Annotated in this window: 19 protein-coding genes and 6 pseudogenes; 3 read left to right on the plus strand and 22 right to left on the minus strand. The window is 71.0% G+C overall.

Features of this window, described 5'->3' with window-relative positions:
• Nucleotides 1–9: 9 nt before the first annotated feature.
• The 6 genes and pseudogenes from AC38ZX_RS13005 to AC38ZX_RS13030 form a co-directional block, all read right to left on the minus strand.
• Nucleotides 10–288 (minus strand): annotated as a pseudogene (locus AC38ZX_RS13005) (beta-galactosidase); the annotation flags it as partial.
• A gap of 24 nt (nt 289–312) precedes the next feature.
• Nucleotides 313–1,266 (minus strand): carbohydrate ABC transporter permease, encoded by a 954-nt coding sequence (locus AC38ZX_RS13010; protein WP_491294684.1) that lies wholly within the window; start codon nt 1,264–1,266, stop codon nt 313–315.
• Nucleotides 1,263–2,140: pseudogene (locus tag AC38ZX_RS13015) on the minus strand (carbohydrate ABC transporter permease). The gene AC38ZX_RS13010 and the pseudogene AC38ZX_RS13015 overlap by 4 nt, the downstream one beginning before the upstream one ends.
• Nucleotides 2,141–2,293: 153 nt before the next feature.
• Nucleotides 2,294–3,676 (minus strand): ABC transporter substrate-binding protein, encoded by a 1,383-nt coding sequence (locus AC38ZX_RS13020; RefSeq protein WP_426592358.1) that lies wholly within the window; start codon nt 3,674–3,676, stop codon nt 2,294–2,296.
• A gap of 47 nt (nt 3,677–3,723) precedes the next feature.
• The gene (locus AC38ZX_RS13025; protein WP_426592359.1) at nt 3,724–4,743 is read right to left on the minus strand and encodes a LacI family DNA-binding transcriptional regulator; all 1,020 of its coding nucleotides are present in this window, start codon (nt 4,741–4,743) and stop codon (nt 3,724–3,726) included.
• Nucleotides 4,744–4,978: 235 nt separating this feature from the next.
• On the minus strand, nt 4,979–5,170 hold the full coding sequence (locus tag AC38ZX_RS13030; protein WP_491294689.1) for a hypothetical protein: 192 nt from the start codon (nt 5,168–5,170) through the stop codon (nt 4,979–4,981).
• A gap of 40 nt (nt 5,171–5,210) precedes the next feature.
• On the opposite strand from AC38ZX_RS13030, the pseudogene AC38ZX_RS13035 reads away from it, so the two are divergent.
• The 3 genes and pseudogenes from AC38ZX_RS13035 to AC38ZX_RS13045 form a co-directional block, all read left to right on the plus strand.
• Nucleotides 5,211–5,309: pseudogene (locus AC38ZX_RS13035) on the plus strand (hypothetical protein); the annotation flags it as partial.
• A gap of 90 nt (nt 5,310–5,399) precedes the next feature.
• On the plus strand, nt 5,400–6,104 hold the full coding sequence (locus tag AC38ZX_RS13040) for a Gfo/Idh/MocA family protein (protein WP_491294691.1): 705 nt from the start codon (nt 5,400–5,402) through the stop codon (nt 6,102–6,104).
• A gap of 174 nt (nt 6,105–6,278) precedes the next feature.
• On the plus strand, nt 6,279–7,064 hold the full coding sequence (locus AC38ZX_RS13045) for a DUF1206 domain-containing protein (RefSeq protein WP_426592361.1): 786 nt from the start codon (nt 6,279–6,281) through the stop codon (nt 7,062–7,064).
• Nucleotides 7,065–7,066: 2 nt separating this feature from the next.
• On the opposite strand, the gene AC38ZX_RS13050 is transcribed toward AC38ZX_RS13045, so the two are convergent.
• From AC38ZX_RS13050 to AC38ZX_RS13125, 16 genes and pseudogenes are all read right to left on the minus strand, one after another.
• Nucleotides 7,067–7,975, minus strand: a complete 909-nt coding sequence (locus AC38ZX_RS13050; protein WP_491294695.1) for a diacylglycerol/lipid kinase family protein — start codon at nt 7,973–7,975, stop codon at nt 7,067–7,069.
• Entirely contained in the window at nt 7,972–8,235 is a 264-nt protein-coding gene (locus AC38ZX_RS13055) for a phosphatase PAP2 family protein (RefSeq protein ID WP_491297411.1), read from the minus strand. The genes AC38ZX_RS13050 and AC38ZX_RS13055 overlap by 4 nt, the downstream gene beginning before the upstream one ends.
• Nucleotides 8,214–8,711 carry a phosphatase PAP2 family protein gene (locus AC38ZX_RS13060; protein WP_491297539.1) on the minus strand — a complete coding sequence of 166 codons (498 nt, stop codon included), beginning with the start codon at nt 8,709–8,711 and terminating at the stop codon, nt 8,214–8,216. Before AC38ZX_RS13060 ends, AC38ZX_RS13055 begins: the two co-directional genes overlap by 22 nt.
• Nucleotides 8,708–9,472: a phosphatase PAP2 family protein gene (locus AC38ZX_RS13065; protein ID WP_491294699.1), complete on the minus strand. Its 765-nt coding sequence runs from the start codon at nt 9,470–9,472 to the stop codon at nt 8,708–8,710. The genes AC38ZX_RS13060 and AC38ZX_RS13065 overlap by 4 nt, the downstream gene beginning before the upstream one ends.
• Before the next feature lie 391 nt (nt 9,473–9,863).
• The gene (locus AC38ZX_RS13070) at nt 9,864–10,712 is read right to left on the minus strand and encodes a protein kinase domain-containing protein (RefSeq protein WP_491294701.1); all 849 of its coding nucleotides are present in this window, start codon (nt 10,710–10,712) and stop codon (nt 9,864–9,866) included.
• A 113-nt stretch (nt 10,713–10,825) separates the two neighbouring features.
• A pseudogene (locus AC38ZX_RS13075) lies at nt 10,826–11,029 on the minus strand (hypothetical protein); the annotation flags it as partial.
• A gap of 245 nt (nt 11,030–11,274) precedes the next feature.
• Complete coding sequence (locus tag AC38ZX_RS13080) at nt 11,275–12,048, minus strand: TIGR03557 family F420-dependent LLM class oxidoreductase (RefSeq protein WP_491294703.1); 774 nt, start codon at nt 12,046–12,048, stop codon at nt 11,275–11,277.
• 73 nt (nt 12,049–12,121) lie between these two features.
• A pseudogene (locus AC38ZX_RS13085) lies at nt 12,122–12,238 on the minus strand (LLM class F420-dependent oxidoreductase); the annotation flags it as partial.
• A gap of 96 nt (nt 12,239–12,334) precedes the next feature.
• Nucleotides 12,335–12,688 (minus strand): hypothetical protein, encoded by a 354-nt coding sequence (locus AC38ZX_RS13090; RefSeq protein ID WP_426592368.1) that lies wholly within the window; start codon nt 12,686–12,688, stop codon nt 12,335–12,337.
• A complete protein-coding gene (locus AC38ZX_RS13095) occupies nt 12,685–13,443 on the minus strand; it encodes an SDR family oxidoreductase (RefSeq protein ID WP_491294705.1) in 759 nt (252 codons plus the stop codon). The genes AC38ZX_RS13090 and AC38ZX_RS13095 overlap by 4 nt, the downstream gene beginning before the upstream one ends.
• Nucleotides 13,444–13,460: 17 nt before the next feature.
• The gene (locus AC38ZX_RS13100; RefSeq protein ID WP_491294707.1) at nt 13,461–13,730 is read right to left on the minus strand and encodes an SDR family NAD(P)-dependent oxidoreductase; all 270 of its coding nucleotides are present in this window, start codon (nt 13,728–13,730) and stop codon (nt 13,461–13,463) included.
• Nucleotides 13,731–13,772: 42 nt separating this feature from the next.
• Nucleotides 13,773–13,946 carry a hypothetical protein gene (locus tag AC38ZX_RS13105; protein WP_491294710.1) on the minus strand — a complete coding sequence of 58 codons (174 nt, stop codon included), beginning with the start codon at nt 13,944–13,946 and terminating at the stop codon, nt 13,773–13,775.
• Between the two features lie 170 nt (nt 13,947–14,116).
• The gene (locus AC38ZX_RS13110; RefSeq protein ID WP_491294712.1) at nt 14,117–15,601 is read right to left on the minus strand and encodes a rhamnulokinase; all 1,485 of its coding nucleotides are present in this window, start codon (nt 15,599–15,601) and stop codon (nt 14,117–14,119) included.
• 26 nt (nt 15,602–15,627) lie between these two features.
• A complete protein-coding gene (gene rhaI / locus AC38ZX_RS13115; RefSeq protein ID WP_491294714.1) occupies nt 15,628–16,797 on the minus strand; it encodes an L-rhamnose isomerase in 1,170 nt (389 codons plus the stop codon).
• Between the two features lie 45 nt (nt 16,798–16,842).
• Complete coding sequence (locus tag AC38ZX_RS13120) at nt 16,843–17,931, minus strand: substrate-binding domain-containing protein (protein WP_491297412.1); 1,089 nt, start codon at nt 17,929–17,931, stop codon at nt 16,843–16,845.
• Nucleotides 17,820–19,112 (minus strand): annotated as a pseudogene (locus tag AC38ZX_RS13125) (alpha-hydroxy acid oxidase); the annotation flags it as partial. The pseudogene AC38ZX_RS13125 and the gene AC38ZX_RS13120, both read right to left, overlap by 112 nt.
• Nucleotides 19,113–19,136 lie beyond the last annotated feature (24 nt).

Consider the following 19,136-nt stretch of genomic DNA (forward strand, 5'->3'; position numbering starts at 1 on the left):
GCGGACGAGCCACATGGGCAGCGCGTACGTCGGCGTGCCGAGGACGACGTCGATGCCGCGCGCCAGCGCGCCGTCGAGGACGGGCTCGAGCCAGTCGAGCTCGAACCGGCCCTCCGTCGGCTCCCAGGTGGACCAGACCGACTCCCCCACGCGGATGACCGAGAACTTCGCCGCGGCCATCAGGTCGAGGTCCCGTTCCAGCGTCTCAGGCTTGGGGTCGTCGCCCGGCCCCGCGTACTCGTAGTAGTACGCGGCGCCGAAGCGCACTCCGTCATGCTGCACAGCCATGTGATGTGTCTCCGTAGTCCGTGATTAGCCCTTGACCGCGCCGCTGGCGAGGCCGGACTGCCAGTAACGCTGCAGGAACAGGAACGCGATGATCAAGGGGATGATCGAGAGGAACGCGCCGGTGATGATGGTCGAGAATCCCGCCTGCCCGACGCCCGACCCGCCTGCCGACGCGGCGCCCTGCCACTGAGCAAGACCGACGGTGAGCGGGTAGAGGTTCGGGCTGTTGAGCATGATGAGCGGCAGGAAGTAGTTGTTCCAGGTCGACACCAGCGAGAACAGCAGGACGGTGACCATGCCCGGACCGAGCAGCCGGAGCGAGACCCCGAAGAAGATCCGCATCTCGCCGGCGCCGTCCACGCGCGCGGCCTCCAGCAGGGTGTCGTCCACCGCGTCCGCGGCATAGACCCGCATGAGGAAGACGCCGAACGGGCTGACCAGGGACGGCAGGATGATCGCCCACGGGGTGTTGGTGAGGCCCGCATTCGCGAACAGCAGGTAGGTCGGGATGGTCAGGGCGGTCATCGGGATCATGATCGCGCCGAGGATCCCGCTGAAGATGAGGTTGCCGCCCGGGAACCGGTACTTGGCGAACGCGTAGCCGGCCATGGTGGCCAGGAACGCCGCCCCCACCGCGCTGACGATCGAGTAGGCGAACGAGTTGCGCAGCCACAGGAGGTAGACGCCGCCGTCGGCGCTGAACACGGCCTTGATGTTGGCCCACAACTGGTTGTCGCTCCCGAACCAGAGGCCGAAGGTCGAGAACAGGTCCCCTTGAGACTTGGTCGAGGCGACGAACAGCCACCAGAGCGGGACCAGGAAGTACAGCAGGGTCGCGAGCATGATGACCGTGAGCAGCTTGCTGCGTCGGGGCCGGTCGGCCGAGTGCGGGCGGCCCTTGCGCGGGCGGTCCTTCGGCGGGGTGGGGTCGGGGTGCATGCCGGTGAGCACGGGGTCCTCGGAGGCTTGAGTGGTCATCGTCCTGCACGCTCCCGCCGTTGGGAGGACAGCCACACCGTGTAGACCACGATCATGATCACGATGCCGAGGATGAAGGCGATCGCGGCGGCGTAGTTGGTGTCCTTGTTGATGAACGCGAGGTTGTACGCGTACAGGTTCGGGGTGTAGTCGGTGCCGATCACGTTGGGCGCGATCGTGTGCAGCAGGTTCGGTTCGTTGAACAGCTGGAACGTACCGATGATCGAGAAGATCCCGGTGAGGATGAGCGCGGGCCGGATCGCCGGGATCTTGATGCTCCATGCCGTCCGGACCGTGCCGGCACCGTCGACCGATGCGGCGTCGAGAGCTCGTGCGGGATGGACCGCAGGGCGGCGTACAGGATGATCATGTTGTAGCCGATGAACTCCCAGCTGACGATGTTCATGATCGAGAAGAGCATCCAGTTCTGCGAGAGGAACGGCGGGGCCGGCAGGCCGAAGTGGTCGGCGATCTGCGCGAAGGGTCCGAAGTCGGGACCGTAGAGGTATCCCCACATGAGCGCGGCGATGACGCTCGGCACGGCGTACGGGACGAAGATCCCCAGCCGGACGAACTTCTGGACGAACAGCACCCCGGCGTCGAGCAGCAACGCGAAGAGCAGCGAGAGCCCGAGCATGATCGGCACCTGGATCACCAGGAAGATCGCCATGCGCCCGACGCCGGACAGGAACGACGGATCGGTCAGGGCCCGCGTGTAGTTCTGCAGGCCGACGAAGGTCGTGCCCCCGACCAGCTGGTCGCGGAAGAAGCTGAGATAGCCGGCGTAGGCGAGCGGCACCACGATCAGCAGCAGGAACAAGACGACGAACGGGGTGATGAACGTGTAGGCGGCCGCATTCTCACGGCGGCGCATCGGCGACGGGCCACGACGCTTCTTCAGCGGTGCGGATCCCGGCTCCGGGGTCTGTCGAGGCAGACCGATGTCGGTGGCAGTCATGGTGATCTCCCGGTCTCGGGCCTGAGGGTGCGCCGCCCCGCGGAGGCGTGTCCGCGGGGCGGCACGTCCTCACTTGGTGGTGACGGTGAAGCCCTGCTGCTTGGCGTAGGACACGAGCTTGTCCTGCCAGGCCTGAAGTGCGCCGACGATGTCGCCCTTGTCGGCGATCGCCTTGCCCACGGTGGCCTCACCGGCGGAGTACGCGTAGTCCATGAACGGGAGCCAACCGAAGTCCTCTGGCACCGTCGTGGAGATCTGCGCGAAGAGCTTGTTCACCTGCTGACCGCCGTAGAAGTCCGGCTTCTGGTCCGTGAACTCGGGGTTGGCCAACGTGTCCACGGTCGTCGGGAACAGGAACTGCTTGTTCGCGAACATCAGGGTCGACTCCGGGTCACTGTTGATGAACAGTGCGAGCTGGGAGGCGGCAATCGGGTTCTTCGTCGACTTCACGACAGCATCCGTGGAGCCGCCCCAGTTCCCCGAGACCGGCGAGGAGACACCGGGCCACTGCGGGGAGTCCGCGGCGCGCCACAGACCCGACGTGTTCGCCGCCGAGCCCTGCAGGAACACCGGAGCCCACGCGGCGGCAGGCGCCCACGCGGCGTACTTCCCGTTGGACAGACCCTGGTACCACGCGTCGTTGAAGTCGGGGTCGACCGAGACGACACCGTCCTGGATCAGACCCTGCCAGTACTGAGCGAGCTTCTTCGCCTCGTCCGAGACGACATTGATGGTGACGTTCTTGTCACCGTCCCAGCCGAACGGATGGGCACCGATCTGCCAGAGCATGCCCGCGAACTGGCCCATGTCGTTGCCGGGCAGGTTCGTCAGGTACGTGCTCGGATCGGCCGTGTGCAGCGCGGTCGCCGCGGTCGCGAAATCGTCCCACGTCTTAGGGATCTCGATGTTGTACTTGCTCAGGATGTCCTCGCGGTACAGCATCCCCAACGGACCCGAGTCCTGCGGGACGGCCCAGATCTTCTTGCCGTCGGTGGACTGCACCTGCTTCCACGTCCACGGCACGAACTTGGAAGCCGTGTCCGCCGGGATGTAGGGCGTGAGGTCCAGCAGGTTGTCGCCCAGCGCGAACGACTGGACGTGCTGGAACTCGATCTGGGTCACGTCCGGTGCACCCTTGCCGGCCTGCAGAGCGCTCCGCATCTTCTGGTAGTGCGCGGCACCTTGCCCCACGTTCACGACGTCGACCTTGATGGCCGGGTACTTCTTCTCGAAGAGAGCGACCTGGTTCTTGATGTCCGGGACCCACGTCCAGAACGTCAGGTTGGTCGGGGTCGTCATCGCCTTGTCGATGTCAGCCTGGCTGACCGCGGCAGTCGTGGCGTTGCTGCTGCTGCCACCACCACTGCACGCCGTGAGCGCTAGGGCGGCTACAGCCATTCCTGCGCCCAGCACCGTGGCCTTCCGACGCCACGTCTTCGTTGTCCTCGACATGCTCCACTCCTTCGTGTTGCCGTGCTCGGGTTGAGTTCTGCGGTCCGTCACCGCCTCGGCGGGGGTGCGGCCGTTGTCTCTCGGACGATGAGCTCGACCGGGATGTTCTCGCGACGGTCCTGCCGTCGCGGGTTCTCGATGGCGTCGACGAGCATCCCGACGCCGAAGGTGGCCAGGTGGGCGAGGTCCTGGCGGACCGTGGTCAGCGCCCGCGACAGGTACGCGGCCTCGGGCACGTCGTCGAAGCCGACGACGCTGACCTCACCCGGCACGTCACGTCCTGCCTCAGCGAACGCCCGCAGCAAGCCGATGGCGGTCTGGTCGTTGCCCGCGAAGACCGCCGTGACCTCCGGGTCAGCCGCGAGATGTGCGCCCAGCTCGTAGCCCGAACGGGCCGTCCAGTCGCCCCGGTGAACCACCGGTTGCGACCGGTCAGCTGCCTCCAGCGCCGCCCGCCAGCCGTCGATGCGCAGCCCGGCCGAGCGCCAGCCCGCCGGACCGGCGACGTGGTGCACCGTCCGGTGCCCCAGCTCCAGCAGGTGCTCGGTCGCCCTGCGGGCGCCGGCGGACTGGTCGGCGTCGACGACGACCTCGTTGGTCGAGATCCCGTACGAGCCGGACAGGCTCAGCACCGGCAGGTCTCCGATCGCCCCCTTCGAGAGCGAGAACGATCCGACGGGCTCGTTCACCACGACGCCGTCGACACCCTGGTCCACCAGGTCCCGCATGGCGCTCGTGATGGTCTCGGGCTCGTCCTCGAACGTGTTGATGACGGACATCGCGTACCGCGCGCTCCGGATGGCGTGCTCCGCCGCCACCATCAGGCTGGACGGACCGAAATCCGTCGATCCGACCGACAGGACACCGATCGTCCGGCTACGGCCGAGGACCAGGTTGCGGGCGGCACGGTTGGGCCGGTACCCGAGTGCGGCGATCGCCGTGAGCACCCGATCACGCACCTCGGCGCTGACGTGGGGGTCGCTGTTGATCACCCGGGAGACCGTCTTCTGCGATACCCCGGCGGCTCGCGCTACGTCCGTCGCGACGACCGGCTTGGGCTTGCTCACGCGATTCTCGGTCGTCATCTCGCCGTGCCCCTTTCGACCTCGTTGTCGGATGTCTGCGTAGTCAATCCATGCCTGACTACGTAGTCAAGTGGTCCAGGTCACAAACCTGCAACGGTTCGGTGCCGATTGCGGGCCGCATCTGTGAGCGCTAACATCGCGGCGGCCGCCAGCGCCCGTTGCCCGGCCGACAGCGAAGGGTTCCTCGCATGCAGGCTGCGATCCCCACGAGCGGGACCTACCGATTCCCGGATACGGCCGTGGCCTCGTGACCCGGCCGCTGGGGCTCGGGATCGTCGGCGTCGGCGACATCCTCGGCCAGTACCTGGAGACGTTCGCGCTCACCGACGAGGTCGAGGTCCGCTTCCTCGCGGGCCGAGACGTCACCCGAGCGGCGGAGCGCGCCGCCGAGCACGGCGTGCCGGGCCACGGGACGTACGACGAGTCTCCTCGCCGACCCCACCGTCGACCTCGTCGTCAACCTGACCGTTCCCCAGGCCCATCACGCGATCACGCGCGCCGCCCTCGTCTCGGGCCGCCACGTCTGGAGCGAGAAGCCGCTCGCCGTCGACCTGGCCGAGGGACGCGAGCTGCTCGACCTCGCCGACGAGCACGGCGTACGGCTCGGCTGCGCGCCCGACACGTTCCTCGGGCCGGCGATGCAGACGGCGCTCGGGCTCCTCGCGGACGGCCGGATCGGCACCCCGCGCAGCGCGCACGCCCGGTTCCAGTACTGCGGCCCGGACTACTGGCACCCCAACCCGTCGTTCTTCTTCGCCCAAGGGGGCGGCCCGCTGCTCGACATGGGCCCGTACTACCTGACCGCACTGGTCCAGGCGCTCGGCCCGATCACACGCGTGACCGCGCTGACGGACCGGGCTCACGAGACCCGCACCGTCGCGACCGGTCCGCACGCGGGCGAGACGATCGCTGTCGAGGTCCCGACGCACGTCCTGGCGCTCTACACGTTCGCCGGTGGCGCGATCGCGGACCTGTCGATCAGCTTCGACACCGCGCTGTTCGCCGCCGAGATCGAGGTCTCCGGGACCGCCGGCACGCTGCGCCTGCCGGACCCCAACCGCTTCGACGGCGACACGACCTTCTTTCCGCTCTCGATCGAGCAGACCTCCGAGACCGTCCCCCCAGGTGCGACCGGAGGGTCCGGCCGAGGCAGCGGGATCGTCGACATGGCCCGCGCCATCCACACGGCCCAGCCGCACCGCACCGATGCGCGCCTGGCGTTCCACGTGCTCGACGTCATGCTCGCGACCACCACATCGGCACAGACCGGCCGGCCGGTCGACATCGCGAGCCGGTGCGCCCCCGCCGCACTGCTGCCCGAGGGCTGGGCCGTCGGCGTGTGAGTCCGGACGCCGGAGGTCGCCGCGGAACTGCTCGATGCAGGCGAACGGCACCCGAGGGTCGTCGCGGCCAGCCGTGACGGCAGAGACAGTCCGCCACGGCGCGGGGTCGTCGCTCCGTGGGTCACCGATCGCGTTCGAGCCGCGGCCTACGCCGACCCGTGGGAAGGTGACCGGATGGACCACTCCGACGCCAAGGTCACCGCGCGACGGGTCAACGACCACCCGGCGACGACGATTCTCGCGCGGCTCGGGTATGTCGCGAGCGGCGTCCTGCACCTCGTGCTCGGGTACGTCGCGGTCCAGGTCGCCTGGAACGGCTCGACGACGACGGCGGACCAGTCGGGTGCGCTGGCGACGCTCGCGTCCCACCCCTTCGGCAAGGCCGCGCTGTGGGTGGTCGCCCTCGGGTTCGCGGGGCTGACGGTGTGGCAGGTGACCGAGGCGTTCGGCTCGGGTGCCGGGGCGGGAGACCGCGTGAAGGCGGCCGCCAAGGCGATCCTGTATGCCGTGCTCGCGTGGTCCTCCGTCAAGTTCGCGCAGGGTGGATCGAGCTCGAGCAGCAGCCAGAGCAAGGACTTCACCAAGAACCTCATGGCGCAGCCTGGCGGCCGGATCCTGGTCGCCGTCATCGGGCTGGTGGTCGTCGGGGTGGCGGTCTATCACGTGCACAAGGGGTGGACGCGCAAGTTCCTGCGCGACCTGCGGGAGCGTCCGGGGCGCCTGGTCGTGGCCACGGGGCGCTTCGGCTACGTCGCCAAGGGGATCGCGCTCGCCATCGTCGGTGTGCTGTTCGTCGTGGCCGCTGCGAAGGCCCGACCTGATGAGGCGGGCGGCCTGGACGCGGCGTTCCGCACGCTCGGGGACCAGCCCTTCGGCAGCGTCCTGCTCACCGTGGTCGCGGCCGGTTTCGTGGCCTACGGCGTGTACTCGTTCGGCCGCGCGCGGTACACGCGCACCTGAGCTCAGTCGTGCTCGGCGCTCACCCGGACCGGCAGCGCCCCCGGGCGGACCCGGAACTCGAGCAGGCGGTGCTCACCGATGGCGTCGCCATCGAGCTGCGTCGTGGTCGCGCGGTTCGCGGACACCCGGACCGCCGTCATCTGGTGACGCTCCAGGTCGGAGTTGCCCCGGCCGGACGTGATGATCGTCGTCACCGTTCGGACCCAGCCGACCAGACCGCGCGGCGCGATGATCGCGAGGTCGAGCAAGCCGTCGTCGAGGCGGGCGTCCGGCATGAGCTCGACACCGCCCTGCAGGCGCCCGCTGTTCCCGACGACGACGGAACGGACCGCGCGCCGGACGGTCCGACCCTCACGGGGCTGCACGCGTGCGGTGAAGCCGCCGCCCACGGCCGCCCGCACGCCCGACACCAGGTAGGCCGGCCACCCGACGGCACCTTTGAGCCGCTCGTCCGCGTTGTCCATCGCCTCGGCGTCCAGGCCCATCCCCGCCATGACCAGGAACACCTGCTCCTCGTCGGATCCGTCGACCCGGAGCCCGCCGACGTCGATCGTCCGCGTACGCCCGGTCAGCGCGACCTCGAGCGCGTCCTCGAGGCTGTCGATCGGCTGGCCCAGCGCGCGGGCGAGCAGGTTGCCGGTACCGGCCGGCAGGAGCCCGAGCGGGACGTCGCCGCCCGCCAGCACCTCACCCACGGCACGGACGGTGCCGTCGCCGCCGAGCGCACACACCAGGTCCGCTCGTTGCTCGAGGGCCTCACGCGTCTGGCCGCCGCCCGGATCCTCCTCGGTCGTCTCCAGCCACAGCGCGGGCTCCAGCCCATGGCTCGCGCAGGCGTCGTCGACGACACGTCGGACCTTCTCCGCGTCGTCGAGCTTCGCGGGGTTCGCGACGACGGCGACCCGGGTCACCGGGCACGCTCCGCGACGTCGGCGTCGGCGTCTGCGACCTCGTCTGCCGGGTGCGGCGATCGCCGCAGGTAGTTCCACGCGAGCAGGGCGCAGACGAGGCCGTTGAGCATCCCCATGACGACGTCGCTCAGGTGGTGCATCCCGCGGTACAGCCGGGAGTACACGACCAGCACCGGGAGCGCGAGCAGGATCACCGTCACGCTGACGCGGACCCAGGTGCGTTCCACGCGCTGCACCATCATCGCGAGCGTGACGTACAGCGCCGTCGACGCGCCGGAGTGTCCGCTCGGGTAGTCGACGTCGGCGGCGCAACGTCCAGGGCATCGACGTCCGGCCGTTCCCGGCCGACCACGAGCGCCGACGTCATGAACACCGCCGCCTGTGCCGTGATCGCGATCGCCGGGACGATCGCGTACCACCACTGCCGGGTCCGCCACCAGACGAGACCGACCACGACGACGCAGATCCCGATGATCGTCTCCGTGGTGCCGATCTGGCTCCAGACGCGCGTGATCGTGTTCAGCAGGTCCGTCCGCTGGTCGACGAACCACTCGTTGATCGCCAGCTCGCGGTCGCCGAGCTCCGTGAGCGGGCCGGTGAGCAGCAGCCCCACGCCGACGACCACCAGCCACAGAGCGACGACCGGCAGGCCCACCCGGACGCCGAGGTCACGCCACACCTCGCGGCCGGCGGGCCGGGACGGGTCGTTCGCGTACCGTTCCAGGTCCAGTCTCATCGCGTCTCCTTCGACGTCCGGTCGGTCGAGCCCACCGTGGTGTCGTCGTGCGGCGGCGACCAGCCCCGGTACCCGAGGTAGGAGGCCAGCACCAGCCCGACGCCGAGGACCGTGCCGGCGAGCACGTCCGAGGGGAAGTGCGCGCCGAGCATCACCCGGTCGAGCCCCGTGAGCACCATGAGCGCCGCGGCGCCGAGGACGGCAGCCACCCGCAGCCCACGACTTCGCAGGACCGGCCAGACCAGGACGACGAGCGCGGTCGCCATCGCGGCGGTGTTCGCGGCGTGGCCGGACGGGAACGAGTAGCCCCGAACCTGGTCGATCGGGTCGTCCAGCACCGGCCGAGCCCGACGGGCGACCTCCTTCGCGAGGTTCGCGAAGGCCCAGGCGGTGGCGATCGTCGCGAGGGCCCACCACGTCCGGCTCGTCATCCTGGTCCGCCACCAGACGAGGAGGCACAGCGCGGCGACCGGCACGAACAGGTGCACGCCCTCGAACGCCCACTGCCAGTCGAGCAACGCGCGGACCAGAGCCGGGTAGCGCGCCGCGAACGACGTCGCCGCGACCACCGTCCGTTCGTCGAACCTCACCAGGGGGTCCCACCGGTCGCGGACCAGCAGCCCCAGGAGCAGCAGGGCGGCCGCGGTCCCGACACCCGCGACGACGGCGCGCACCAACCTGCGGGCGCGTGCCCCGGCGACCGCCGTGGCGCGAGACGCCCGCGGGTCCGGGTGCGCGGGGCGCAGGACGGTGCGGCTCATCGCCACGACGCTGCCACAACATGCCCGACGTGGCCCGTGGAGCGGACGGGTCGCGGTGCGCACGCCGGTCGTCGGGACCTCACGGCTTCTTCTTGCCGTTGCCTTGCCCGGCGCCCTTGCCCTTGGCCTTGCCGGCCGGCTGGGTCGGACCGCTCGGCGCCTGGGTGGTCGCGGGAGTGGACGGTGCCGCAGCCACCTCCGGCTGAGCCGCGACCTGGGCGGCCGCCGCGGCCGCCGCGGCCGCCTCCTGGGCGTCGAGCTCCCCCGCCCACCTCGTCGAGGGCCGCGTCGATCGCGCGGTACCGGGCGAGCGAGACCTCGTTCGCGTCGCTCCCCGCCTGGCTGGCCGCGAGCCACCTCCAGTGCGGAACGGGCATCCGCCCAACGGCCGTCAGCCGCATCCTGGGTGACGGTCAGCACCGACATCTGCAGGGCGTGCGCCCGGCTCGCCTCGAGGTCGGGCCGGCCGCCGCACCCCGTCAGGGCGAGCATCACCGCGAGGGCGAGGACGAGGCTCGCGCGCGTCCGCGCGCGCCGGCTCATGGCTCCACGCTCTGCTGCAGTCGCGACAGGGACGCGCCGAGGGTCCCCGCGACCGTCGGATAGGTCGGCGCGGGGGCGGGGTTTCATCGGTCAGCGCCCGGCCCGCGAGGACCGCACCGCCGGCCAGGGCGAGCGTCGCGACGACCGCCAGGGCGCGAACCCGGCGCCGGCGCTGGGCCCGGGGAACGCGGTCGGCCTCGGGCGCAGCGATCGCCGGCAGGACCAACGTGCCGTCCGCCGCGCGGCCGACGCCACCGAGCCGCGTGGCGACGTCCTCGGCGCTCGGTCGGTCCTCGGGTGCGATCCGCGTCATCTGCTCGAGGAGCCCGACCAGGTCGGGACCGAGCGAGGCGGGCACCGACGGGGACGTGGTCAACCGCACGGCGGCGACCTCGGCCAGGGTGCCGGAGAAAGCAGGGCGACCGGTTGCGCACTCGATCAGGACCAGGCCCAGCGCGTACACGTCGCTCGCCGGACCGAGCGCGCCGCCGAGCGCCTGCTCCGGGCTCAGGTAGCTGACCGTGCCCACGGTCGTGCCCGTGGCCGTCAGCCGCGTGCCGTCCGCGAGCCGGGCGATCCCGAAGTCGGCGAGCTTGACGCCGCGCCTGCCCGCCGAACCGCCGTCGAGGACGTCGCCACCGGTGAGGAGCACGTTGGCGGGCTTGATGTCGCGATGGACGATCTCGCGGGCGTGCACGGCCGCCAGGGCGTCGGCGAGTCGCGCCCGAGCGCGGCGACCTCCGGGGCGCTCAGCCCACCCTGCCGCAGCCTCGAGGCGAGCGTCGGTCCGTCCACCAGCTCCATCACGAGGAAGAGCTGCTGCGCGCCGTCGTCGGTGTGGGTCGTGCCGGCGTCGTACAGGGTGACCAGTCCCGGATGGTCGAGCGAGGCGAGCACACGGATCTCGGCACGCGTCCGGACCACCTCGTCCGCGTCGTCCTGCGCCGAGGGGACGATCTTGATCGCGACGTCTCGCTCCAGGAGGAGGTCGCGAGCGCGGTACACGGTGGACATGCCGCCGCGGCCGAGGACGCCGTCGAGTCGATACCGGTCACCGAGGACACGCCCCTCGGAGGCGGCGTCGTGGGACGCCTGCCGCGCGTCCGGGCCGCCGGCTTGTTCCAGCACGTCGCCAGACGCTAGGCCGTTCGCCTCGCGTCCGCACGCCGGGATCGGGCGAAATCAGGCCGGCCTGGACTCGACGGCTGATCGGACGTCCCGGCCGCGCGGAGCCACGAGGTCGATCCGCGACGGCGAGTTCAGTCCGACGGCGCGGCGTCGCGCAGCCTGTCCAGCAGCGGTCCAGCGGCCGTCGACAAGAAGCCGTCCTGCCCCGAGTCGCCCACCTGCACCAGGGCGATGTCGGTGAAGCCGGCCTCCCAGTACGCGGAGACCGCCTCGACGATCGCGTCCAGGTCCGGCCCGCACGGGATGCGCGCCGCGACCTGCTGGGGCAGGACGAAATGGCTGGCCGCATCGAACGCCTCCGTGGTCGGGAGGTCGGCGTTCACCTTCCAGCCACCGGCGAACCAGCGGAACTGCTCGTGCGCGCGCGAGATCGCGTTCTTCCGGTCCGGGTCCCAGCAGATAGGGATCTGCCCGATCTTGCGCGACGGCGCCAGGCCGCTGTCACGTGCGGCGTCCCAGCCGCGGATCGCGTCGGCGTCCGGTTCCACGGCGACCAGGTGGTCGACCAGCGAGGCGAAGCGCGTCACCGAGTCCGGCCCGGAGACCGCCACGCCGATCTGGACCCGCTCGTCGGGCACGTCCCAGAGCTTCGCGGAGTCCACCCGGAAGAACTCCCCGCGGTAGTTCACCCGGTCCCCTGTCAGCAGGGCGGCGATGATCTCGACGGCCTCCTCCAGCATGTCCTGACGCTCACCGACGGCGGGCCAGCGCTGCCCCACCACGTGCTCGTTCAGGTTCTCCCCCGCGCCGACGTTGAGCAGGAACCGACCGTCGGAGAGGACCCCGAGCGTCGCGGCCTTCTGCGCGACGACGGCCGGGTGGTACCGGAGGGTCGGACAGGTCACGTAGGTCATGAGCTTCGACGCGCTCGGTCGCCTGGGCGACCGCACCCAGGAGCGTCCACGCGTACGGCGCGTGACCCTGCACGTCCAGCCAGGGGAAGTAGTGGTCGCTGGACGCCACGAAGTCGAACCCGTGACGCTCGGCGGCAACGGAGTAGCGGACCAGGTCCTTCGGTCCCGACTGCTCGGTCATCAGCGTGTACCCGAATCGTGTCACCGCTCGACGGTCGCACCAGGCCCGTCGCCGCGCATCCCAGCCGTCCGACACCCCGCCGCACGAACCGAACCGCTACCGGTGTGCGCGTCGCGCGACGCGCAGCGTCACGACGCCACTGGCGACGGCGACGGCGGCACTGGTCAGTGCGGCTCGTCTGTAGCGCGGAGACGACCAGGCGAGGGCCAGCATCGAGAGGGCGTGGACGGCGTCGACCACGGCCACCCCTGCGGGCACACGCGTCGGGAGCACGACCAGTGCCGTTCCTTGCACGACGTGACGGGCCCCGAGCACGCGAGCCGCCCCGACGAGCCCGAAGAGACCCGGATCGAGGCCGACCGCCGCCAGGACGCGTGCCGGGGCTGCGAGGAGCGCGCCGCCCGCCAGGACGCCCACCGAGGCGACCAACCGCTCGGCCGACACGCTCATCGACGCAGCCGACGCCCGCCGAACCCGCCCACGAGCGCCGCCGCCAAGACGCCGACGGCCGCAAGCAGGCCGTGATGGTGGGACGCCCACAGCTGCGGTGCCCGGTCCGTGGACCGGTCGTCGAAGATGCCGTGCGTGCCGAAGTCGCGGCCGGCCGGACCGTCGGCCGGGCTCCACAGGTTGACGGGGGCGTCAGCCGGGTGCGGCTGGGGCGCCTGCTGGGAGTCGTAGCCCGTCCTGCCCAGGTACCGGTCCAGGACCCCGGGCACGACGGCGTTGGCCGCGAGCGTGCCCGCCGTGCTCGCGCCGACCCAGTACTCCCGGCGACGCGGGTGCGACGCAGCGAACACGACCGCCCGAGCGGCGACCTCCGGCTGGTAGATCGGCGGGACCGGCTGTGCCTGCCTCGGCAGACGGGACAGGACCCAGGAGAACTGGGGCGTGTTCACCGCCGGCATCTGCACCATCGTCGTGCGGATCCCGCTGCCCTGGTGGAGCAGCTCGCACCGCAGCGACTCGTTGAACCCCTGGATCGCGTGCTTGGCGCCGCAGTAGGCGCTCTGCAGCGGGATGCCGCGGTACGCGAGCGCCGAACCGACCTGCACGATCGCACCCGCGTCCCGCGGGCGCATCACGCGCAGCGCCGACAACGTGCCGTGCACGTACCCGAGGTAGCTCACCTCGGTGACCCGCCGGAACTCGGCCGCCGAGATCTGGTGCACCGGCGCGAACACCGACGTGAACGCGACGTTCACCCACGTGTCGATCGGACCTAGCTTCCCCTCTCGACCCGGTCCGCCGCCTCGTCGACGGCCGCCGCGTCCGACACGTCGAGCGTGATCGGCAGGGCCGTCCCACCCGCGGCGCGGACCTCGTCGGCAGCACCGCGCAGGCCCTCCTCCCCGCGTGCCAGCAACGCGACGGACGCGCCGCTGCGGGCGAACGCGATCGCCGTCGCGCGTCCGATCCCTGCCGACGCGCCTGTGACGACGACGACGTTCGAGGTGTAGCTGAGCGGTTTGTCATGCTCCCAGTCAGCCATCCCCCGGTCATCTCGCAACACGAGAACGTCTCGAGGATGCGCTCAGCCGCGGTCGTGGGAGTACCGGGGACCGGTGTCGCCGGCACCGATCCAGAAGCTCGAGTTGTCGTAGACGAGCCGGGCTCCGTGGTTCTGCTCGCACTCCCGAGCGAGCCGGTCGTCGGGGTAGCGGGTCCGGCACTCACCGCACTGCAGCACCGTGTCGTCCTGGGCCATGGCACACCTCCCACGTGGGCGGCGGCCAGCGGGGTCGGGCCGCTTGCCAGCCATGGTGCGGCCCCGACGCCGTCGATCGGTCGGGAAGTGAGTCAGATCACGTCCGCGCGCCCGTGGTGGCTACGGACGTGCGAGCTTCCGGACGCACCTCGATTTCGCCCCGCCCGTCTTCACCGTCGGGCCGCGGACAGGTCCTGCAGCCGGGACTCGGCCCGGTCCCAGGCCGACCGGTCGCCGGTGGGCTCCCACCGGGTCAGCTCCGTGGAGCGGGCGACGACGTCACGGATGGCGGGCAGGCCGCCGACGAGGTCACCGTTGGCCCACGCCTGGACCAGGAGGTTGCCCATCGCGGTGCCCTCGGCGGGACCCGCGAGGACGGGCAGCCCGACCGCGTCGGCCGTGAGCTGGCAGAGCAACGCGTTGCGGGCACCGCCGCCGACGACGTGGACCACGTCGAGGTCGAGGTCCGCGAGGCCGGCGACCTGCCGCAGCGCACGGCGGTAGGCCAGCGCCAGCGAGTCGAGGATGCAGCGCGTCACGGTCGCCTCGTCGTCCGGGACGGGCTGCCCGCTCTGGCGCGCGACCTCCGCGATGCGCGCGGGCATGTCCCCGGGCGCCGCGAACCGGGGGTCGTCGACGTCGACGATCGTGCGGTGGGCGGGGACGTCCGCCGCGGCGGCCAGCAGCGCGGTCAGGTCGGTGGTCGCGCCGCGCTCGTGCCAGGTGCGCTGCGACTCCGTCAGCAGCCACAGTCCCGCGACGTTCTTGAGGTAGCGGACGGTGCCGTCGACCCCGAGCTCGTTGGTGAGGTTCGCCTCGCGCGAGGCGGGCGTCAGGATCGGTCGGCGCAGCTCCACCCCGACCAACGACCAGGTTCCCGACGAGATGTAGGCCGCACGACGCGGATCGGCCATCGGCACCGCGGCTACAGCCGACGCCGTGTCGTGCGAACCGACGGCCACGACGTTCGCCTCCCCCCACCCGAGCGCGGCCCGCACCGGACCGACGACGGCACCGGGTTCGACGACGTCCGGCAACAGCCCGGCGAGCTCCACGCCCGTCAGGCTCGTGAACGCCGCCAGGACGTCGGGGCTCCACTGCCGCGACCGCACGTCGAGCAGCCCCGTCGTGGAGGCGTTGGTCACCTCAGCGACGTCCCGGCCGCTCAGCCAGCTGGTCAGCAGGTCGGGGATCATCAGGAGCCGCCGGGCGGCCGCGAGCTGCGCCGTTCCCGCCGCCGCCACCAGCTGGAACACCGTGTTGAACGGTTGCACCTGCGCGCCGGTGATCGCGTAGTGCCCATCAGGGGGCATCGCGGCGAAGAACCGGGCGGGCATGCCCTCGGTCCGCTCGTCGCGGTAGTGGACCGGGTTGCCGAGCAGGGCGCCGTCGGCGTCGAGAAGTCCGTGGTCCACGGCCCAGGTGTCGACCCCGACGGATGTCAGGGGCCCGCTGCGGCTCGCCGCAGCGAGACCGTCGCGGATGCTGGACCACAGCGCGAGGATGTCCCACTGCAGGACGTCACGGTCACCGACGGGCACCCGCACCGGCTCGTTGGCGAACCGTCCGACCTCGGCAGTCAGCAGGCGGCCGTCGGCCAGGCGACCGGTGATCACCCGTCCGCTGGTGGCACCGAGGTCGACTGCGGCATACATGGGCTCGCGGTGCATCGCCGGTGCGCTTACGCGCCCCAGCCGGCTTGTGTCCCGCCGACGCGCTCGTCGGCGATCACGGTGGCGTAGCCGGAGGCGGCGTAGGCGGCCATCGGATCGGCCGGGAGGCCGCGCTCCTGACGCCAGTCGGCGAGGGCCGGCCGGACGTCGGTGTAGAAGGCGTCCATGAACAGCCCGTTGGCACCGAGCACGTCACCGGCGTCCTGCGCTGCCGTCAGTGCGGCCTGGTCCACCAGAAGGGCCCGGGCGGTCATCTCCTGGACGTTGAGCACGGACCGGATCTGGCCGGGGATCTTGTCCTCGATGTTGTGGCACTGGTCGAGCATGAACCGTACGGGCGAGCCCGCCTCGAGACCTCCCCCGCGCACGACCTCGTACAGGATCCGGAACAGCTGGAACGGGTCGGCCGCGCCGACGATCAGGTCGTCGTCGGCGTAGAACCGGGAGTTGAAGTCGAACGACCCGAGCCGGCCGAGCCGCAGGAGCTGGGCGACGATGAACTCGATGTTCGTGCTCGGCGCGTGGTGACCCGTGTCCAGGCAGACGAAGGCCCGCTCCCCGAGCGCCGTCACGTGCGCGTACGACGTGCCCCAGTCCGGGACGTCCATCGTGTAGAAGTACGGCTCGAAGATCTTGTACTCCAGCACGAGCCGCTGCTTCTCGGACAGGCGGGCGTAGATCTTCTCCAGGGAGTCCGCGAGCCGGTCCTGCCGGCCCCGGATGTCCCCCTGACCCGGGTAGTTGGTCCCGTCGGGCAGCCAGATCTTGAGGTCCTGCGACCCGGTGGCGTCCATCACGTCGATGCACGCGAAGTGGTGGTCGATCGCCTTCTGCCGGATCCGCGGGTCGACGTGGGTCAGAGAGCCGAGCTTGTAGTCGTCATCCTGGAACGTGTTGGAGTTCACGGTGCCCAGCCGCACGCCGAGGCCCTGTGCGTACTCGCCGAGGGCGGCGTAGTCGTCGACGAGGTCCCACGGGATGTGCAGAGCGACGGTGGGCGCCAGGTCGGTGAGCCGGTTCACCTGTGCCGCGTCAGCCAGCTTCTCCTGGATGGTCCGCGGCGTGCCGGGAGTCGTGAACACCTTGAAGCGGGTCCCGGCGTTGCCGAAGGCCCACGACGGAAGCTCGATCGCCTGCGCGGCGAGGTGCTCCAGGGTGGGCTGATCGATCGTGCGCATGTCTCATGTCCCCTCGTTGGGCTCTCGCTGAATCGTTTCATTCAACTAGGTACGTGTCAACCTCACGGCGGCGGTGCCTCGCTCTCCGGCGGTTCGGGCTATCGCCGCGACGTGCTGGACGCCCGGACGACGAGCCGGCTGGAAGACGGTGTGGGTCGCGTCCTGACCGCTCGCGCGGCGCATCAGCAGCTCGGCGGCCTCGTAACCCATCTCGTGCGTCGGTTGCCGCACGGACGTGAGCGGTTGCGCGAGCTCAGCCGCGATGTCGATGTCGTCGTACCCGACGATCGCCGTGCGGTTGAGCAGCTCGGTGCCGCCGATCCGCCGCAGGCACCGCTGGGCGCCGACGGCCACCAGGTCGTTCACGCAGAACAACGCGTCGGGCGAAGCGCCGTCGTGCGCCGCGATCCACGCGCTGAGCGCCCGGTCTCCCCCGGCCGCGTCCAACGAGCCCAGCAGGACCTCCTCGACGACGTCGTCGGGCAGCAGACCCGCGGCACGGACCGCGCGGTCCACGCCCGTGCGCCGCCGCTCGCACTGGCGGATCGAGTGCGGACCGTTCAGGAAGACGATGCGTCGATGACCCTGGTCGAGCAGGTGGGCGGCCGCCAGCTCGCCGCCCGCCTCGTCGTCGACGGAGACCGAGGACATCCCGGGGACGCTCGACGGCGAGTCGAGCAGCACGACCGGGACACCCCGCCTCTGGATCTCGGCCAGGTGCTCGGTGGAGTGGCTGGTCGGGACGACGAGCAGCCCGAGCACGCCGTGCTCCTCGAACAGCCGCAGGTACTTGTCCTCGCGCTCGGGGTCGTCGTCCGAGCCGCCATCATGAGGGTGTGGTCGTCGCGGGCCAGACGGTCCTCGATGCCGCGCGCGACGTCGGTGAAGAACGGGTTGCGGATGTCGAGCAGGAGGGCGCCGACGGTCGTGATCGACCCCTGCCGCAGCTGTCGGGCCGACCCGTTCCGGACGAACGACAGCCGCCGGATGGCCTCCTCGACCCGCTCGCGCGTGGCGGGCAGGACCCGGTCGGGCCGATTCAGGACGTTCGAGACGGTGCCGACGGACACACCCGCGAGCTGCGCGACATCGGTCACCGACGGACGGCGCGACCCGTTGGTCACCAGGGCACACTCCCTACCGATGGGTTCACGGCAGGCGGACCTGCTGGGGCCCGCTTCCCCGACGCTGGAGGCGCCGAGCAGCGCCATGGTACGGCGGATCTCCCGCTCGAGGATCTGCACCGCGCGGTCCACTCCGCGCTCCCCACCGGCCATCAGGCCGTACAGATAGGCGCGCCCCACCAGCGTCGCGTCCGCGCCGAGCGCGAGGGCCGCCACGATGTCCGCGCCGGACATGATCCCGGTGTCGACCCACACCTGGGTGCGGCCGCCGACGGCCTCGACGACGTCGGGCAGAATCCGCAGCGGGACGGGTGCCCGGTCGAGCTGACGGCCCCCGTGGTTGGACAGGACGATCGCGTCCGCCCCGGCGTCCGTGACCCGACGAGCGTCCTCGACCGTCTGGATGCCCTTGATGATCAGCGGACCGTCCCACGACGCGCGGATCCACTCCAGGTCGGCCAGGGTCATCGTCGGGTCGAACAGCTTGTCCAGCAGGTCGCCCACGGTGCCCGACCACGACGACAACGACGCGAAGGTCAACGGCTCCGTGGTCAGCAGGTTCATCCACCACGCCGGGTGGGTCGCGGCATCCAGGACCGTCTTGACGGTCAGCGCCGGCGGGATGGAGAACCCGTTGCGGGCATCGCGCAGCCGGGCACCCGCGACCGGGACGTCGACCGTGAGCATGAGCGCCTCGTAACCCGCAGCCTTCGCGCGCACCATCAGGTCCTCGCCGGCCGACCGGTCCTTCCAGACGTACAGCTGGAACCACTTGCGGGCGTCCGGCCCGGCCGCGGCCACGTCCTCGATCGAGGTGGTGCCCATGGTCGACAGGGCATACGGGATGTTGTGGCGCTGCGCCACGCGGACCACGGCCCGCTCCCCCTCGTGGTTCATCATGCGGGTGAACCCGGTCGGCGCGAACGCGAACGGCAGCGCCGACGGCGTCCCGAGGATGTTCGTCGTCGGGTCGATGTGCGAGACGTCGTGCAGGATCGAGGGTCGCAGCTCCAGGTTGTGGAACAGCGACCGGGCGCGGCGCAGGCTGATCTCGGCCTCGGCGGCTCCGTCGGTGTAGTCGAACACCGAGCGCGGGGTCCGCTTGCGGGCGAGCGTGCGCAGGTCGGCGATGGTCAACGCGTCGGCCAGGTGGCGGTCGGTCGCGTTCAGGGTGATCGGCTTGGGCCGCATGAGCGGCTTGAGCTCGGACCACTT

The sequence above is a fragment of the Cellulomonas sp. McL0606 genome, from assembly GCF_058248365.1.

What these genes read in the sequence shown, in the direction of transcription:
- AC38ZX_RS13010 (WP_491294684.1), bottom strand. Translation starts at nt 1,266, where the DNA reads ATGACCACTCAAGCCTCCGAGGACCCCGTGCTCACCGGCATGCACCCC.
- AC38ZX_RS13020 (WP_426592358.1), bottom strand. Translation starts at nt 3,676, where the DNA reads ATGTCGAGGACAACGAAGACGTGGCGTCGGAAGGCCACGGTGCTGGGC.
- AC38ZX_RS13040 (WP_491294691.1), top strand. Translation starts at nt 5,400, where the DNA reads ATGCAGACGGCGCTCGGGCTCCTCGCGGACGGCCGGATCGGCACCCCG.
- AC38ZX_RS13045 (WP_426592361.1), top strand. Translation starts at nt 6,279, where the DNA reads ATGGACCACTCCGACGCCAAGGTCACCGCGCGACGGGTCAACGACCAC.
- AC38ZX_RS13060 (WP_491297539.1), bottom strand. Translation starts at nt 8,711, where the DNA reads ATGAGACTGGACCTGGAACGGTACGCGAACGACCCGTCCCGGCCCGCC.
- AC38ZX_RS13065 (WP_491294699.1), bottom strand. Translation starts at nt 9,472, where the DNA reads ATGAGCCGCACCGTCCTGCGCCCCGCGCACCCGGACCCGCGGGCGTCT.
- AC38ZX_RS13090 (WP_426592368.1), bottom strand. Translation starts at nt 12,688, where the DNA reads ATGAGCGTGTCGGCCGAGCGGTTGGTCGCCTCGGTGGGCGTCCTGGCG.
- AC38ZX_RS13100 (WP_491294707.1), bottom strand. Translation starts at nt 13,730, where the DNA reads ATGGCTGACTGGGAGCATGACAAACCGCTCAGCTACACCTCGAACGTC.
- AC38ZX_RS13105 (WP_491294710.1), bottom strand. Translation starts at nt 13,946, where the DNA reads ATGGCCCAGGACGACACGGTGCTGCAGTGCGGTGAGTGCCGGACCCGC.
- AC38ZX_RS13110 (WP_491294712.1), bottom strand. Translation starts at nt 15,601, where the DNA reads ATGTATGCCGCAGTCGACCTCGGTGCCACCAGCGGACGGGTGATCACC.
- rhaI (WP_491294714.1), bottom strand. Translation starts at nt 16,797, where the DNA reads ATGCGCACGATCGATCAGCCCACCCTGGAGCACCTCGCCGCGCAGGCG.